Origin of the sequence: Pseudomonas putida (genome assembly GCF_005080685.1) — a bacterium.
Classification (GTDB): Bacteria; Pseudomonadota; Gammaproteobacteria; order Pseudomonadales; family Pseudomonadaceae; genus Aquipseudomonas; species Aquipseudomonas putida_V.
This window is the reverse complement of record NZ_CP039371.1, coordinates 5117535-5133264: the sequence shown is the minus strand read 5'-3', so window position 1 is coordinate 5133264 and position 15730 is coordinate 5117535. Positions and strand designations below refer to the sequence as shown.

The window sequence follows — 15730 nt, the reverse complement described above, 5'->3', positions numbered from 1 at the left end:
TTGCGTTACGGCGCAGAATTTTTCGTTGCGCCCCGTCAGGGGCGCACTTGTTTGTGTTTCAAAGTATTCGGAGTCGTTATGGCTGGTCATTCCAAGTGGGCGAACATCAAGCACCGCAAAGAGCGCCAGGATGCCAAGAGAGGCAAGATCTTCACCAAGTGGATCCGCGAGCTGACCGTCGCCGCGAAACAAGGCGGCGGTGACCCGGCCTCCAACCCGCGCTTGCGCCTGGCCCTGGACAAGGCCCTGGGCGCCAACATGAGCCGCGACATCATCGACCGCGCCGTGGCCCGTGGTGCCGGCACCAACGAAAGCGACAACGTCGAAGAGCTGAGCTACGAAGGCTACGGCCCGGGCGGCGTGGCGATCATGGTCGAGGCCATGACCGACAACCGCAACCGTACCGCAGCTGCCGTGCGTCACGCCTTCACCAAGTGTGGCGGCAACCTCGGCACCGATGGTTCGGTGGCCTACCTGTTCGAGCGCAAGGGGCAGTTGAGCTTTGCGCCCGGCGTGGACGAAGACGCCTTGATGGAAGCCGCGATGGAGGCCGATGCCGACGACGTGGTCAGCAATGACGATGGCTCGTTCGAGGTGTTCACCTCGTTCAGCAGCTTCTATGCCGTGCGTAACGCGCTGGAAGAGGCGGGCTTCAAGGCTGCCGACGCGGAAATCGTCATGCAGCCGACCACCAGCGCCGAACTGGACCAGGAGGGTGCGGAGAAGGTGCTCAAGCTGATCGACATGCTCGAAGACCTGGATGACGTGCAGAACGTCTACTCCAATGCGCAGATTTCCGACGAGATCATGGAGAATCTCGGCTAAGGTGGTCTGGCGATTCGCGTCAGGCCTGTGAGCTTGTTACCGCCTGTACCGGCCCTTTCGCGAGTGAACTCGCTCCTACAGGTACTGCGCCGCAATTGAAATCGGTGCTGTACCTGTAGGAGCGGGTTTACCCGCGAAAGGGCCGGTACAGTTTGCACATATGTATCCGTTAACACGACAGGCGTTATGACTCTGATTCTTGGTATCGACCCCGGCTCGCGCATCACCGGTTACGGCGTGGTACGCCAGACCGCTCGAGGTTGCGAGTACGTGGCATCGGGTTGTATCCGCACTGGCAGCGGCGAGCTGCACGAACGGTTGCAGATCGTTTTTCGCGGCGTGAGCGAGGTCATCCGCCTGCACGGCCCGATGACCATGGGCATCGAACGGGTGTTCATGGCACGCAACGCCGATTCGGCGCTCAAGCTCGGCCAGGCGCGCGGCGCGGCCATCGTCGCCGCCGCCGAAGCGGGCCTCGAGATCGCCGAGTACAGCGCCACCCAGGTCAAGCAGGCCGTCGCCGGTACCGGCGGGGCGAACAAGGAGCAGGTCATGCTGATGGTCATGCACCTGCTCAAACTCACCCAGAAGCCGCAGATCGACGCCTCCGACGCCCTGGCCATCGCCCTGTGCCATGCCCATACCCGTTCCAGCCTGGTGCCTCATGGCCTGACCACGGCGCGGCGGCGTGGCGGGCGCTTGCGTCTTTAGGCGCTTCATGCGCTGATACACATTTTGTTCGGGTGAAGCGTTCACCCGTTGCATTTGCTGATAGGGTTGAGCGGTCTTCGACCGGCTCCCCGAGAGGAAGGATCGGAACGTGATTGGACGTTTGCGCGGCACCCTGGCGGAAAAACAGCCGCCGCACCTGATTATCGACGTCAACGGCGTGGGCTATGAGCTGGAAGTGCCCATGACGACCCTGTATCGCCTGCCCAAAGTGGGCGAGCCAGTGACCGTGCACACCCACCTGGTGGTGCGCGAAGACGCCCATTTGCTTTATGGCTTCGCTGAAAAGCGCGAGCGCGAGCTGTTTCGCGAACTCATCCGCCTCAACGGCGTGGGGCCGAAACTGGCCCTGGCGCTGATGTCCGGGCTGGAAATCGATGAGTTGGTGCGCTGCGTGCAGGCCCAGGATACTTCGGCCCTGGTACGTGTGCCCGGCGTCGGCAAGAAAACCGCCGAGCGCCTGCTGGTCGAACTCAAGGATCGTTTCAAGGCCTGGGAAACCTCCCCGGCCATGTTCACCCTGGTGTCCGACAGCCCGTTGCCGGTCAGCAGCGGCTCCACGGCCGAGGCCGATGCGGTCAGTGCGCTGGTGTCCCTGGGCTACAAGCCGCAGGAAGCGAGCAAGGCGGTTTCGGCGATCAAGGACAAGGCCGGCCTGAGCAGCGAAGAGCTGATCCGTCGCAGCCTTAAAGGGATGATTACCAAGTGATCGAAGCCGACCGCCTGATCGCCGCCAACGGGCGCGACCGAGAAGAGGTCCAGGACCGGGCAATCCGTCCGCTGCGCCTCGACGAATACATCGGCCAGCCGGTGGTCCGCGAGCAGATGGCGCTGTTCATCCAGGCTGCCCGTGGTCGTAACGAATCGCTCGACCATACGCTGATCTTCGGCCCGCCCGGCCTTGGCAAGACCACCCTGGCCAACATCATCGCCCAGGAAATGGGCGTGTCGGTGAAGAGTACTTCTGGGCCGATTCTCGAGCGCCCGGGCGACCTGGCGGCGATGCTGACCAACCTCGAGCCCCACGACGTACTGTTCATCGACGAGATCCACCGCTTGTCACCCGTGGTCGAGGAGGTGCTGTATCCGGCCATGGAGGACTTCCAGCTCGACATCATGATCGGCGAAGGCCCTGCGGCCCGTTCGATCAAGCTCGACCTGCCGCCGTTCACCCTGGTTGGCGCCACCACCCGGGCCGGCATGCTCACCAACCCGCTGCGCGATCGTTTCGGCATCGTCCAGCGCCTGGAGTTCTACAGCAATGCGGACCTGGCCACCATCGTCAGCCGGTCGGCCGGTATCCTGGGCCTGGCCATCGAGGACCAGGGCGCCTTCGAAATCGCCCGTCGTGCCCGTGGCACGCCACGTATCGCCAACCGCCTGCTGCGCCGCGTGCGCGATTATGCCGAGGTGCGGGGCAAGGGCCAGATCACCAAGGCGGTCGCGGACATGGCGCTGAACCTGCTGGATGTCGACGAGCGCGGTTTCGACCATTCCGACCGCCGCCTGCTGCTGACCATGATCGAGAAGTTCGACGGCGGCCCGGTGGGCGTCGACAACCTTGCCGCCGCTATCAGCGAGGAGCGCCACACCATCGAGGACGTGCTCGAGCCGTACCTGATCCAGCAAGGCTACATCATGCGCACCCCGCGTGGCCGCGTGGTGACCCGGCATGCCTACCTGCACTTTGGCCTGAATGTGCCTGGGCGCTTGGGCGACAGTGGAGAATTTTCCGATTCCGGCGATGAATGACAGATCGAAACCGGCTTTTCGTGGTCCTAGCGCTGGCATGCCGAAAGGGTGCTGGCAATCCGACATTGATGAAGAAAAAACAGTTGCCGCAGCGGATTGGCAAGCTGAGGAGTAAGCACTAGAGTATGCGCGCGCAAAAAGGCCTGGAACCATTCGCACACCGTTGTCGCGTCTATTACGAAGACACCGATGCGGGCGGCGTGGTGTATTACGTCAATTACCTGAAATTCATGGAGCGCGCGCGCACCGAACGCCTGCGGCACCTGGGCTTTTCCCAGTCGCAGTTGGCCGAGGACAACCTGTTGTTCGTGGTCCATTCCAGCGAGGCGCGTTATCACGCGCCGGCGCGCCTGGACGACGAGCTGCGGGTAACCGCGCAAGTACTTGAACTCAATCGCGCCAGCCTGCGCTTCGTGCAGCAGGTGTGGCGAGAAAAGGATGAAACGCTGCTCTGCGAAGGGCAGTTCCTGGTGGCCGCCGTGCGCGCCGACACTTTCAAACCCCGAGCCATACCCCCGGAGCTGCGCGACGCCTTTGCGGCGGACGGCTTGGGTCATCAATCGAATGCAGGAGAATAAGCGTGGAAGCTAACGTCGTCGACCATACCTCCATGTGGAGTCTGGTCAGCAATGCCAGCGTGGTAGTACAGCTGGTGATGCTGACCCTGGTGGCCGCCTCGGTCACCTCATGGATCATGATCTTCCAGCGCAGCACCATGCTGCGCGCCGGTCGTCGTGCGCTGGATGCCTTCGAGGAGCGCTTCTGGTCGGGCATCGACCTGTCCAAGCTGTACCGCCAGGCAGGCAGCAACCCTGACCCCGATTCCGGTGTCGAGCAGGTATTCCGCGCCGGTTTCAAGGAATTCTCGCGCCTGCGCCAGCAGCCGGGCGTCGACCCGGACGCGGTGATGGAAGGCGTTGGCCGTGCCATGCGCGTGGCCATCTCGCGTGAGGAAGAGAAGCTCGAGCAGAGCCTGCCGTTCCTTGCCACCGTGGGTTCGACCAGCCCCTACATCGGCCTGTTCGGTACCGTATGGGGCATCATGAACTCGTTCCGCGGCCTGGCCAGCGCCCAGCAGGCGACCCTCGCCACCGTCGCTCCCGGTATCGCCGAGGCCCTGGTGGCTACCGCGATCGGCCTGTTCGCGGCAATTCCCGCGGTCATCGCCTACAACCGATTCGCAGCACGCAGCGAAGTGCTGATCGGTCGCTACTACACCTTCGCCGACGAGTTCCAGGCGATCCTGCACCGTAAAGTGCACACCAGCGAAGAGTAAGCAGGTACTAACCCCATGGCCCGAGTTCGCCAAAAACGCAAGCCGGTCGCCGAGATGAACGTGGTGCCCTACATCGACGTGATGTTGGTGCTGCTGGTCATCTTTATGGTGACGGCCCCCATGCTCAACCAGGGCGTGAAGGTCGACCTGCCCAAGGTTTCCAGCGAAGCCCTGCCGCAGGACAACAACGTCCAGATCCTCACCATCTCCATCAAGGCCGACAAGACCTATTACTGGAACCTCGGCAGCGAAGTCGATACCGACAAGCAGATGGACAAGGCCATGACCTTGCCGGAAATGACCGGCGCAGTGACCAAGATCATTGCCGCTGGTCGCGACCAGGGCAAGCAGACACAGGTCTTCATTCGTGGCGACAAGGCTGTCGACTACGGCGCGGTCATGGGTGCCATGGGCGGGTTGCAGAAGGCCGGTGTCGGTAACGTTGGCCTGATTACCGAGGCGCCCTGATGCAACAGCGAGAGCCATCCGCCTCGGAAAGCTACTTCTGGCCCAGTGTCTGGGCCATCGGCCTGCATGTGCTGGTGTTCGGGATGCTGTTCGTCAGTTTCGCCATGACGCCGGAACTGCCGCCTTCCAAGCCGATCGTTCAGGCTACCCTGTACCAGCTCAAGTCCAAGAGTCAGGCGACCACCCAGACCAATCAGAAGATTGCCGGGGAAGCGAAGAAAACCGCCTCGCGCCAGACCGAAGTCGAGCAGCTGGAGCAGAAGAAGGTCGAGCAGGAGGCCATCAAGGCCGCGGAACAAAAGAAAGCCGACGCCGCTCAAAAGGCCGAAGAAGCCCGCGAGGCCGCCGAGGCGAAGAAGGCCGAGGATGCCGCCAAGGCCGCCGATGCCAAGAAAGCCGCCGAAGCCAAGAAGGCCGAAGAGGCGAAGAAGCAGCAGGCCGACATCGCCAAGAAAAAGGCTGAAGACGAGGCCAAGAAGCAGGCCGAGGAAGAAGCCAAGAAGCAAGCCGCCGAGGAGGCCAAGAAAAAGGCCGCTGATGAGGCGAAGAAAAAAGCAGCCGAGGACGCCAAGAAGAAAGCGGCGGCCGAAGATGCGAAGAAGAAGGCAGCTGAAGAGGCCAAGAAAAAGGCCGCTGCAGATGCCCAGAAGAAGAAGGCACAGGATGCAGCCCGCAAAGCGGCGGAAGACAAGAAAGCCCAGGCCCTGGCCGAGCTGTTGTCCGACACCACCGAGCGCCAGCAAGCCTTGGCTGACGAGCAGGGTGACCAGGTGGCCGGCGACTTCGACGACCTGATCCGCATGCGCGCCGCCGAAGGCTGGGCACGTCCACCTTCCGCGCGCAAGGGCATGACGGTAGTCCTGCAGATCAACATGCTGCCGGATGGCACCATCACCAACGTCAGTGTGTCGCGCTCCAGTGGCGACGGCCCGTTCGACAGTTCGGCGGTGGCAGCGGTGAAGAACATTGGTCGTTTGACCGAGATGCAGGGCTTGAAGCCGAACGAGTTCAATCCGTACCGTTCGTTCAAGATGACATTTACACCTGAGGATCTAGCGTTGTGATTAAACTCCTTCGAGGAATGCTGGTCATGCTCTGCTGCGTGGCTGGCATGGCCATGGCAGAGGAAAAGAACATCCTGGTCACCAGCGGCAGCGATCGGGCCACGCCCATCGCCGTAGTGCCGTTCGGGATGCAGGGTGGCAGCGTACTGCCGGAAGACATGGCCGATATCATCGGCAACGACCTGCGTAACTCGGGCTACTACTCGCCGATTCCGCGGCAGAACATGATCAGCCAGCCCACCCAGGCCAGCGAAGTCATCTTCCGTGACTGGAAGGCCCTGGGCGCCCAGTACGTGATGGTCGGCAGCATCGTGCCTGCCGGCGGTCGCCTGCAGGTGCAGTACGCGCTGTTCAACGTCGCCACCGAGCAGCAAGTGCTGACCGGCAGCGTGACCGGCGGTACCGATCAACTGCGCGACATGGCGCACTACATCGCCGACCAGTCGTTCGAAAAGCTCACCGGCATCAAGGGCGCGTTCTCTACCCGCATCCTGTACGTGACTGCCGAGCGCTTCTCGACCAACAGCACCCGCTACACCCTGCAGCGTTCGGACTACGACGGTGCGCGTGCGGTGACCCTGCTGCAGTCGCGTGAGCCGATCCTGTCGCCGCGTTTCGCACCGGATGGCAAGCGTATCGCCTACGTGTCGTTCGAGCAGAAGCGTCCACGTATCTTCGTGCAGAACATCGATACCGGGCGTCGTGAGCAGATCACCAACTTCGAAGGCCTGAACGGTGCGCCAGCCTGGTCGCCGGATGGTTCGCGCCTGGCATTCGTGCTGTCCAAGGACGGCAACCCTGACATCTACGTGATGAACATGGGCTCGCGCCAGATCAGCCGTGTCACTGCCGGTCCCGGGATCAACACCGAGCCGTTCTGGGGCAAGGATGGCAATACCCTGTACTTCACTTCCGACCGTGGCGGCAAACCGCAGATCTACAAACAATCGGTCAGTGGTGGTGGTGCCGAGCGTGTAACGTTCGTCGGTAACTACAATGCCAACCCGAAACTTTCGGCCGATGAAAAGACTCTGGTAATGATTCATCGCCAACAAGGTTTCACCAACTTCAAGGTGGCGGCCCAGGACTTGCAACGCGGAAGTGTAAAGATTCTCACGGAGACCAGTCTTGATGAGTCTCCCACTGTTGCGCCCAACGGCACCATGCTAATCTACGCCACCCGCCAGCAGGGCCGGGGAGTCTTGATGCTCGTGTCGCTTAATGGCCGCGTGAGGCTCCCACTTCCTACCGCTCAAGGCGAAGTCAGAGAACCGTCCTGGTCCCCTTACCTGAACTGATTGCGGCGTAATACGTTTTGCTTAACACACTGGGGTTTCATTAGGAGTTTCACGATGGAAATGCTGAAGTTTGGTAAATTCGCTGCGCTGGCTCTGGCCATGGCCGTAGCTGTAGGTTGCTCCTCCAAGGGCGGCGACAACGCTGGTGAAGGCGCTGCTGTCGATCCGAACGCTGGCTACGGTGCTAACACCGGCGCCGTTGACGGTTCCCTGAGCGAAGAAGCCGCCCTGCGCGCAATCACCACCTTCTACTTCGAATACGACAGCTCGGACCTGAAGCCAGAAGCCATGCGCGCTCTGGACGTTCACGCCAAGGACCTGAAAGCCAACGGCAACCGCGTTGTCCTGGAAGGCCACACCGACGAGCGTGGTACCCGCGAGTACAACATGGCTCTGGGTGAGCGCCGCGCCAAGGCCGTTCAGCGCTACCTGGTTCTGCAGGGCGTTTCCCCTGCTCAGCTGGAACTGGTTTCCTACGGCGAAGAGCGTCCAGTTGCCACCGGCAACGACGAGCAGTCCTGGGCTCAGAACCGTCGCGTAGAACTGCGTAAGTAAGTTCTTATGCGTATGTGCCGTCGTGTTGTAACCGTCCTCGCACTCAGCCTTCCGCTTTCGGCGTGGGCTGCGGTCCCTGTAGTAGATGACAACGCCGGTGGTTATCCACCAGCGGGTTATGGCACGAGCGGCGCCTATGCCGGGTCAGGGGCTTCGGCCCCTGCCTCTGCACAGGGCCAGCTGTTCATGCAGCTGCAACAGATGCAGGATCAGATTTCCCGCCAGCAGGGCATCATCGAAGAGCTGCAGAACGATGTGGCCCGCATGAAGCAGGAAAACCTGGAGCGTTACCAGGATCTGGACCGTCGCATCAACAGTGGTGGCGCGTCAGTCGCGAACCCTGACAATTCTTCCTCCGGTGGCGCATCCGATGCCGCCGGTGCAGCAGCGGGTGCCGCCGCCGGCGCCGCTGCACAACAACCGGCCGCCAGCAGCGAGCCGGGTGATCCGGCGAAAGAGAAGCTCTATTACGACGCTGCTTTCGACCTGATCAAGCAAAAGGACTTCGACAAGGCCAGCCAGGCGTTCAATGCCTTCCTGCGCAAGTACCCCAACAGTCAGTATGCCGGCAACGCCCAGTACTGGTTGGGTGAGGTCAACCTGGCAAAGGGTGACCTGCAAGGTGCCAGCCAGGCTTTCGCCCAGGTCAGCCAGAAGTACCCCAAGCACAGCAAGGTGCCTGATTCGCTGTACAAGCTGGCCGACGTCGAGCGCCGTTTGGGCCATACCGACAAGGTCAAGGGCATCCTGCAACAGGTCATCACCCAGTACCCCGGCACTTCCGCCGCGCAACTGGCGCAACGCGATCTGCAGAAGCTCTAATCGGCAGCTTTTTAAAAAACCCGCGCTTGTCGCGGGTTTTTTCGTTAGAATCTCAGCCCTTTTTCTTACACACGCCACCCCGGATAACGCTATGTCGAGTTCGCGGTGGTGCCTGACGGAGGCGGACAGCCTGTTTAGCTGTCACGCCCGTGGCGATCATGCAAGACACACTACGCATCACCGAAGTCTTTTACTCGTTGCAGGGTGAAACACGAACGGCCGGGCTGCCCACGGTATTCGTGCGCCTCACCGGTTGCCCCCTGCGCTGCCAATATTGCGACAGTGCCTACGCCTTCAGCGGCGGCACCCTGCGCACCCTCGACTCGATCCTCGAGCAGGTGGCCGGCTTCAAACCGCGCTATGTCTGCGTCACCGGTGGCGAGCCATTGGCCCAGCCGAATGCCTTGCCGCTGCTGCAGCGCCTGTGCGACGCCGGTTATGAGGTGTCGCTGGAAACCAGCGGCGCACTGGATATCAGTGGCACCGACGTGCGCGTCAGCCGTGTGGTCGACCTCAAGACCCCAGGGTCGGAAGAGTCGCACCGCAACCGCTACGAGAACATCGAGCTGCTGACCCGTAACGACCAGGTCAAGTTCGTCATCTGCTCACGCGAGGACTACGACTGGGCGGTGTCCAAGCTCATTCAGTACAACCTGGCCGAACGCGCCGGCGAAGTGCTGTTCTCGCCGAGCCATCATCAGGTGAGCGCCACCGACCTGGCCGACTGGATCGTCGCCGACAACCTGCCCGTACGTTTCCAGTTGCAGTTGCACAAACTGCTGTGGAACGACGAACCCGGACGTTGATTGAGAGTAAACAGACATGACTGAGAAACGCGCGGTAATCCTGCTGTCCGGCGGCCTCGATTCGGCCACGGTCGTCGCCATGGCCAAGGCCGAGGGCTACAGCTGCTACACCATGAGCTTCGATTACGGGCAGCGCCATCGTGCCGAGTTGAACGCGGCAGCTCGCGTCGCCCGCGACCTGGGTGCGGTGGAGCACAAGGTGATCGGCCTGAACCTGGACGGCATCGGTGGCTCGGCCCTGACCGACAGCAGTATCGATGTACCCGAGACCCCCGGCGAAGGCATTCCGGTGACCTACGTGCCGGCGCGCAACACCGTGTTCCTGTCGCTGGCCCTGGGTTGGGCGGAGGTGCTGGAGGCGCGTGATATCTTCATCGGCGTCAATGCTGTGGATTACTCCGGTTACCCCGACTGCCGCCCCGAGTTCGTCGAAGCCTTCGAGCGCATGGCCAATCTCGCCACCAAGGCTGGCGTGGAGGGGCAGGGCTTCCGTATCCAGGCGCCACTGCAGAACATGAGCAAGGCGCAGATCGTCCAGGCTGGTATCGCCCGTGGGGTGGACTACAGTCTTACCGTGTCGTGCTACCAGGCCGACGACGACGGCCGCGCCTGTGGCAAGTGCGACAGTTGCCGGCTGCGCGCCGAAGGGTTCAAGAACGCCGGGGTACAGGATCCGACACGTTATTTTTGAAAAAAAAGCGCGTGAGGTGTTGATTTCCCGTTAGAAATCAGTATTATACGCGCCATCCAACGGGTCGTTAGCTCAGTTGGTAGAGCAGTTGGCTTTTAACCAATTGGTCGTAGGTTCGAATCCTACACGACCCACCATATTCACAGCGGTTCGTGAGTTCTAGAGAGGGGGGCTTCCCAGCCAGTTTCTAGTCTTGCAGCCGTCTGGAGCGAACCTTAGGCTCGCTGCAGCGTGATGTCAATATGGAATAGCCCGCCGCTTATGGCGGGCTTTTCCGTTTCTGGGTCAAAAAACTCAAAGACTTAGTGCATTTTTGAGCTGTCACAGCTCTATGAAATGATGTCGTGAATGGATCCCAAATCCCGCGCAGCCAAAGGCATGACGCCAGTTTCCTAGGATCATGACTGGGGCAGAATTTTCCTGCTTTAAACTGCTTCAGCTATCGGAATGGTGGCTGATTGCCATTCGTCGATTTGTCTTACTCTATGGGGATGCCCTCGCGCTAAACGCACGTGCTGCTCCAGTTGATGAAGAGCGCTCGAATGGTTTAGCACGCATGCTCGAGGTCATCAGGCTGAACAGTAGGGTGGGACAAAAGAGTTCCTCGGGGGGGAGCGGAATCTGAGAGCTGGAACAGATCTGTTCGAGGGGGTATTGATGTCCTGGTTCAGGACCGCCCCCGCCATGATGACTCTGCTCAACAGTCCTTCGCCGACCGGATTCGATACGAGCCTGGGTTTGACCTGTTCGTGAACCGGGCGCGGCGCTTTCATCTGCGCGACGGATCAGGTGCAATGCACCTTGCTGCAGGCTGCGCTCATGCAGAACGTCCCGCATGTGATCGTAGTCGGCTTCGATGTAGCTCATCGTCGTAGCGATGTTCGAATGATTCAGCAAATTTTTGGTGAGGTGGATGTTCCTTTCTGGCTGCTTCATCAGGTCGGTCGCCAGCGTGTGCCGGAAACGATGCGGGGTCATGCGAACCCCAAGCCTGTCGATCAGCTTCTTGTACATCGCTTCGACCTGATCGGAGTTCATCTCCTGCCGTTTGTAAAATCGAGAGAACCGATTGACGTTGAACAATTGATCTTCGGCGGCGAAACCAGCTCGGGCTGCTTCATCTACGAGGCGCCGAATATGCGGTGCTAACCCGTCCATGATGGGAATGCGGAACTCGCGGTGTGTTTTCTCAGTTTCGCCGCGGACTAAGACTAGTTGCCGATCCCAGTCCACATCCTGGAGCCGGATGCACAGCAGCGCATTCAGCCGAATTCCGGTGTAATAGAACATCTCGAAAGTGGCCAGCCAGAACCATGCTGGTGTGATTTTGGCGCGCTCGCCGGTTGCGGTCTCCTGATCTGCGAGGCTTTTCAGCCAGCGTCGGGCCTGGTGTATAGCCTCGCCGGCAATGATCTTGCTCGGTCGTTTCGGTGCTATGACAGTGGTTTTCTTGAACGGGTTAGCCCCAGCGTTCGTGAGGATTCCGTACTCAATGCCGTAGCCCCAAATCGTGCGCAGGTGGTTCGAGTATGTGTTCCAGCTGCGCTTTGACAGACCTCCCTCGATGACCCTGTTTCGCCAGGAGAGGATGTCTCGGCGATCGATGGTCTCGATGTCGACAGCTGTGCCGAAGTGTTTTTCAAAGGACTTCATGGCCGCGCCGTAAATCTTGGCGCTGGCCTGCCTTAGGTCATGGTCGATCAGGTACTCCTGCAGCAACTCTTGAGGCGTCATCTGTCAGCCCCTTCCACTACCCTGCGCAAGCTGGGGTTATTCAAGGGCTGCTCTGGGAATAACAGCTTCGGATCGAGAAGCAGATACCCCCTCAACTGGGTGGTCTTCCTTGGACCTATTACATCGTAGGTCCAGATGTTCAACTGCTTGGTGGTTTTCTGGTGGCTCTTCTCTTTCTCAAATGCGCGTTGTACATGCTGCCAGGCCGCTGTCCCTGGTTTACCGACGGTCTTCTCAAGCTCCGGGTGCTCCAGCACATATCGCTTGAAGATCCCAGGGGTAACAAGCATTGCTGTGTCGTCGACGGTGTGGATCAGGGCCTTGGTGTCGTTGATGATCAATTTGTGGGAGGCGACGCCTGCTTGTAGCCAAGCGATGAAAGCCCCTCCCAGCGAACTACTCGTAGGCATTGTGGTTACATCTTTTTGTGCAGCATTCCTTGCTATGGATGCTAGAGAATCGTCAGCCGGCCCTACCTCATCGTGTCCTTGATGGGGAGGGGAGGCGGCTGCTGAGCCTGGGCTAGCACTTAGCTTTTCTGATGGCGCAGTGATATTACTATACAGTGACAGAAGTTCTTCGCGCTCAGACGATTGGATTCCTTCGCTTGGTGTTGGCTGGACCAAGGCTCGAGGCCGTGCTGGGGGTTGAGCTGCGTCACCCATGGAGCCGACTGGCTCATCCGGTACCGCACAGACGGTTTCCGCACTGCTGCCCACCTGCGTTACTGTCTCCGGTTCCTGCTCCAGGGTAAGGGTGCCCGCATATTGAGGGGGGCGATCGTCAGGATTCGGCCAAACGAGTGCCGGCGAGACTTTTAAGAAGGTGAAGCTGTTCTTCCAACCGCGGCCGTTGTCGATGGTGGCTTTCCAGATTGCCTTATCCTGGGCATTGGTCTGGATGATTGCCTGGTCCTGCAGCATGTTGAAGAACGGGGCATTGGAGCTAGGCACTCCCTCAATACCTTGGGTCAGCATGTACGCCCGGAGCTGGTCTGCTGCTGGTTTACTCACCAGCCAAAGCGCATCCTGAGTCAGCCAGCCATCTGCAGGTCCGTCCGGGTGATTGAGCTTGAGTTTCTCCCGCACCAGGAATCGCAGGCCGTCGGCGAGTTGCCGCTGCAGTGATTGTTTGGGGGCTGTAAGCGCGCGCTCCGGATTTCCTCCCAGTTGCTGGGCAACGGAAGCTTTGTCTGCCTGGACCACAATTTCGCCGAGGATACCGGCGTGCTCGTATTGACCTGCGAGGAGGTAGATCAGCTGCTTCCACAGTTCAGGGAAGCCACTGAGCCAGTCCAGGATTCCGTTGTCCAGGACCTGCATATACACAAGGGCTGAAGCAGCACCGTGTAGCTGGTACTCCCTACCTTTGACGTACTTGAACCGGTAGGGGCGGCTCATCGGTCCGTGCCACGGGTGCCACGCTCGGCCATCCTCGAGCTCCACGCGGAGGTCAACAGCGATCTTCCCCAAGTCGTGTAGCAACGCGCCGTAGGCAGCCGCTGCAGTCCAGGCTTCTGCTTGAGCAGATTGGGACTCGGGTGGAGCGCCTATTGGCAGCAGGTGCGTCTGCCGGATCTTCAGGGCGTAGGCCATGATCTCAAGGCCATGGTCCAGCAGCCCCCAAGATGCGCGTGGTGGTGATTCTCAGATGCAGGGAGCAGCTGCACCAGCTCAGCGTAGCGCTCGAGCGGCTTGAGGTAGAGGGTGTTGAACTGAGCTCGCGAGAGCGAAGCCCGGCGCCAGATGTTCTCCAGGAGCTGCTGACGGAGTGGGCTCTGCAGGAGAGCAGTAGCCTTCGCCGGCAGATGGAAGCCCTGTGGTGAGGCTTCTGATGTTGGTTTAGCCGGTTTGCGGCTCAACCAGGAGAGGAGTTGCATAGATTGCTCCATGGGGTGTGCATGGAGCGGGCTTTTCGTTGAAATGGCCTCTTGCTATCTACCTTAAATTATTTCCAGGTGGGCGTATCATTTTGAGTCAGATGGCCATCATCCATCACTAAAAACCTACCTCATCTTTAAGGTTGGTGACTGTGATGTGCTGGGTGTGTGGTCTGGTCTGGAAGGAGCAGGAAACAGGTTCGGCGCATATTCATGCAGAGCTTGAGTCTCGACCACGATTCCTGCCTGGCTTACTCCAAGAACTGTTGAGAATGTTTCTAGGTTCATCCCGTCGCCGCTCCCGACGCGACCGTCTGATTTTTTATGTGCGGCTAGTAGCTCAAGATACATATAAAATTCTTCCTTGGTGACACCTTGTTCTAATATGTTTGTGGCGTCGTAGTAGTATTTTTCTTCGTTGGTGTCAAAGTAGAGCTCTGCTCTCAAGTCAAACTTGCTATCTTTGATGGCCCCATAGATGAAGTAGTGGTGCCTATACTCTCCAAGTTCCTCTTTGGCTTTGTTGTAATCCAAAAATAAAGATTTCTCGGTGGGTAATTGATCGCAAGTTCTTTTGAATTCGACGAGTACGAATTTATCCGCATTGCCAAAAACTGTATCGCCCGCCCAGCTCTCATGTACGCCAGCCAATGGGGCCGCAAATCCCATTTGTCCATTGAGTACGAGTTTGGCCACATAAGCATATTCAACAGTTTTCTCAAACCATACTGGCGTGTTTCGCATCTTTATCCGTGTCCTTTAGCTAAACAGCCCTTTCGGGTAGGGCTTTTACCCTTGTGATCCATTCCATTACCCATTCAAACCCATTTGTTTCTGAACCATTTCCCTTTTACTACTGATGCAGATGGTTCAAATGCTGAGTAATCTCCATCGCGTCGTAGAGAACCCGTAGGATTTCAACGACCTGGTCTGTCTCAGTGCGGTAGAACACGATATGTCGAGGTATTATCCTGCGGCCGTCAGTCATCTGCAGCACGTTGAATGACAGGTGAAGGCTGCGAAGGCCATGGGAAAGCTCATCACGCATCTTGCTGACTACCGGCGTCGGCTGCTCAGCTAGGGCGAGGAGCGTTTCCTGTAGCAGGTCTTGATACCGATTCCTGATGGACAGACCGTGTCTTACCTCAGTGAAGCGAAGCGTATCGGCGATGTCGATGCGTGCCTGGGATGACATGCGAACCATGGCCCTGCTCATTCTTTATCGCCCGCTATTCTTCCAAGATTGTACAAGTAGGCTGCCAGATTGGCCGGATCGATTTCATCGTACTGGCCTGCTTCGACCTGCATGATGCCCACTGATGTTGCGTTCCGCAGCGCTTCTAGCCTGGCTGCCTCAGCTGCTTCACGCTCAAGCAGCATCCGGATACCAGCACGAACGACCTCGCTGAAGTTCTGGTACCGGCCAGTGTTGACTAGATCCTCAATGGACTGCTCCATCGGCTTGGGAACGACGACATTGTGTGTGGTCATGGATGCGAACCTGATGAGTGCTGATGGCGTTTTATGCCATACCTCTTGCGAAAATGCCAAAGGTGTCGTATATCTGATGGCAAGATGCTCTCACAGAGCAAGGAGATGGATCATGGGCGCAGTCACAAAGAACTCGATATCCTTCCGCTTGGGGCGGGCTCTGGGAGGCGTGGCGCGCTTTTGCGTGCATGATCGGAACACAAAGGTGCGTTGGGTCAAAAGGGCTGTGCTTGCAGCTATATCCCTGTTCGTCTTTCTTAACTCCCTTAATTGGCTGGCTTCAGTTGCCATCTGGATCGGTATCATTGCATTGGCAGTATACGGGTACAGAAGTCCTGGG

At 59.2% G+C, this 15730-nt stretch carries 17 protein-coding genes, 1 tRNA gene and 1 pseudogene; 14 read left to right on the top strand and 5 right to left on the bottom strand.

The features are described from left to right. Nucleotides 1–78: 78 nt before the first annotated feature. The 14 genes from E6B08_RS23905 to E6B08_RS23840 all read left to right on the top strand — a co-directional run bounded on the left by E6B08_RS23905 (nucleotide 79) and on the right by E6B08_RS23840 (nucleotide 10423). Nucleotides 79–825: a YebC/PmpR family DNA-binding transcriptional regulator gene (locus E6B08_RS23905; RefSeq protein ID WP_136916223.1), complete on the top strand. Its 747-nt coding sequence runs from the start codon at nucleotides 79–81 to the stop codon at nucleotides 823–825. Between the two features lie 186 nt (nucleotides 826–1011). Continuing rightward, nucleotides 1012–1536, top strand: a complete 525-nt coding sequence (ruvC, locus tag E6B08_RS23900) for a crossover junction endodeoxyribonuclease RuvC (RefSeq protein WP_136916222.1) — start codon at nucleotides 1012–1014, stop codon at nucleotides 1534–1536. A 109-nt stretch (nucleotides 1537–1645) separates the two neighbouring features. Next, nucleotides 1646–2263 (top strand): Holliday junction branch migration protein RuvA, encoded by a 618-nt coding sequence (ruvA, locus tag E6B08_RS23895; RefSeq protein WP_136916221.1) that lies wholly within the window; start codon nucleotides 1646–1648, stop codon nucleotides 2261–2263. Next, entirely contained in the window at nucleotides 2260–3306 is a 1047-nt protein-coding gene (gene ruvB, locus E6B08_RS23890; protein ID WP_136916220.1) for a Holliday junction branch migration DNA helicase RuvB, read from the top strand. The genes ruvA and ruvB overlap by 4 nt, the downstream gene beginning before the upstream one ends. Nucleotides 3307–3431: 125 nt before the next feature. Further along, entirely contained in the window at nucleotides 3432–3884 is a 453-nt protein-coding gene (gene ybgC, locus E6B08_RS23885) for a tol-pal system-associated acyl-CoA thioesterase (protein ID WP_136916219.1), read from the top strand. 2 nt (nucleotides 3885–3886) lie between these two features. Next, nucleotides 3887–4582 carry a protein TolQ gene (gene tolQ, locus E6B08_RS23880; RefSeq protein ID WP_054902637.1) on the top strand — a complete coding sequence of 232 codons (696 nt, stop codon included), beginning with the start codon at nucleotides 3887–3889 and terminating at the stop codon, nucleotides 4580–4582. A gap of 15 nt (nucleotides 4583–4597) precedes the next feature. Continuing rightward, complete coding sequence (tolR, locus tag E6B08_RS23875; protein ID WP_136916218.1) at nucleotides 4598–5050, top strand: protein TolR; 453 nt, start codon at nucleotides 4598–4600, stop codon at nucleotides 5048–5050. After that, entirely contained in the window at nucleotides 5050–6114 is a 1065-nt protein-coding gene (gene tolA, locus E6B08_RS23870; RefSeq protein ID WP_136916217.1) for a cell envelope integrity protein TolA, read from the top strand. The genes tolR and tolA overlap by 1 nt, the downstream gene beginning before the upstream one ends. 17 nt (nucleotides 6115–6131) lie before the next feature. Beyond that, on the top strand, nucleotides 6132–7412 hold the full coding sequence (gene tolB / locus E6B08_RS23865) for a Tol-Pal system beta propeller repeat protein TolB (RefSeq protein ID WP_192938700.1): 1281 nt from the start codon (nucleotides 6132–6134) through the stop codon (nucleotides 7410–7412). A gap of 54 nt (nucleotides 7413–7466) precedes the next feature. Beyond that, nucleotides 7467–7967: a peptidoglycan-associated lipoprotein Pal gene (gene pal / locus E6B08_RS23860; RefSeq protein ID WP_043209505.1), complete on the top strand. Its 501-nt coding sequence runs from the start codon at nucleotides 7467–7469 to the stop codon at nucleotides 7965–7967. A gap of 6 nt (nucleotides 7968–7973) precedes the next feature. After that, entirely contained in the window at nucleotides 7974–8789 is an 816-nt protein-coding gene (gene ybgF, locus E6B08_RS23855; protein ID WP_136916215.1) for a tol-pal system protein YbgF, read from the top strand. 158 nt (nucleotides 8790–8947) lie between these two features. Further along, nucleotides 8948–9595, top strand: coding sequence for a 7-carboxy-7-deazaguanine synthase QueE (queE, locus tag E6B08_RS23850; RefSeq protein WP_136916214.1), 648 nt, complete (start codon nucleotides 8948–8950; stop codon nucleotides 9593–9595). A 16-nt stretch (nucleotides 9596–9611) separates the two neighbouring features. Next, the gene (gene queC / locus E6B08_RS23845) at nucleotides 9612–10286 is read left to right on the top strand and encodes a 7-cyano-7-deazaguanine synthase QueC (RefSeq protein ID WP_136916213.1); all 675 of its coding nucleotides are present in this window, start codon (nucleotides 9612–9614) and stop codon (nucleotides 10284–10286) included. Between the two features lie 61 nt (nucleotides 10287–10347). Further along, a tRNA-Lys gene (locus E6B08_RS23840) sits at nucleotides 10348–10423 on the top strand. A 346-nt stretch (nucleotides 10424–10769) separates the two neighbouring features. Here the strand turns inward: E6B08_RS23840 and E6B08_RS23835 are convergent. The 5 genes and pseudogenes from E6B08_RS23835 to E6B08_RS23815 form a co-directional block, all read right to left on the bottom strand. Next, complete coding sequence (locus tag E6B08_RS23835; RefSeq protein ID WP_136916212.1) at nucleotides 10770–12020, bottom strand: site-specific integrase; 1251 nt, start codon at nucleotides 12018–12020, stop codon at nucleotides 10770–10772. Continuing rightward, nucleotides 12017–13911 (bottom strand): annotated as a pseudogene (gene mobH / locus E6B08_RS23830) (MobH family relaxase). The gene E6B08_RS23835 and the pseudogene mobH overlap by 4 nt, the downstream one beginning before the upstream one ends. Before the next feature lie 114 nt (nucleotides 13912–14025). Continuing rightward, nucleotides 14026–14643, bottom strand: coding sequence for a hypothetical protein (locus tag E6B08_RS23825; RefSeq protein ID WP_136916211.1), 618 nt, complete (start codon nucleotides 14641–14643; stop codon nucleotides 14026–14028). 109 nt (nucleotides 14644–14752) lie between these two features. Continuing rightward, nucleotides 14753–15103: a type II toxin-antitoxin system RelE/ParE family toxin gene (locus E6B08_RS23820; RefSeq protein WP_136916210.1), complete on the bottom strand. Its 351-nt coding sequence runs from the start codon at nucleotides 15101–15103 to the stop codon at nucleotides 14753–14755. 8 nt (nucleotides 15104–15111) lie between these two features. Then, a complete protein-coding gene (locus E6B08_RS23815) occupies nucleotides 15112–15390 on the bottom strand; it encodes a type II toxin-antitoxin system ParD family antitoxin (RefSeq protein ID WP_136916209.1) in 279 nt (92 codons plus the stop codon). Between the last annotated feature and the right edge of the window lie 340 nt (nucleotides 15391–15730).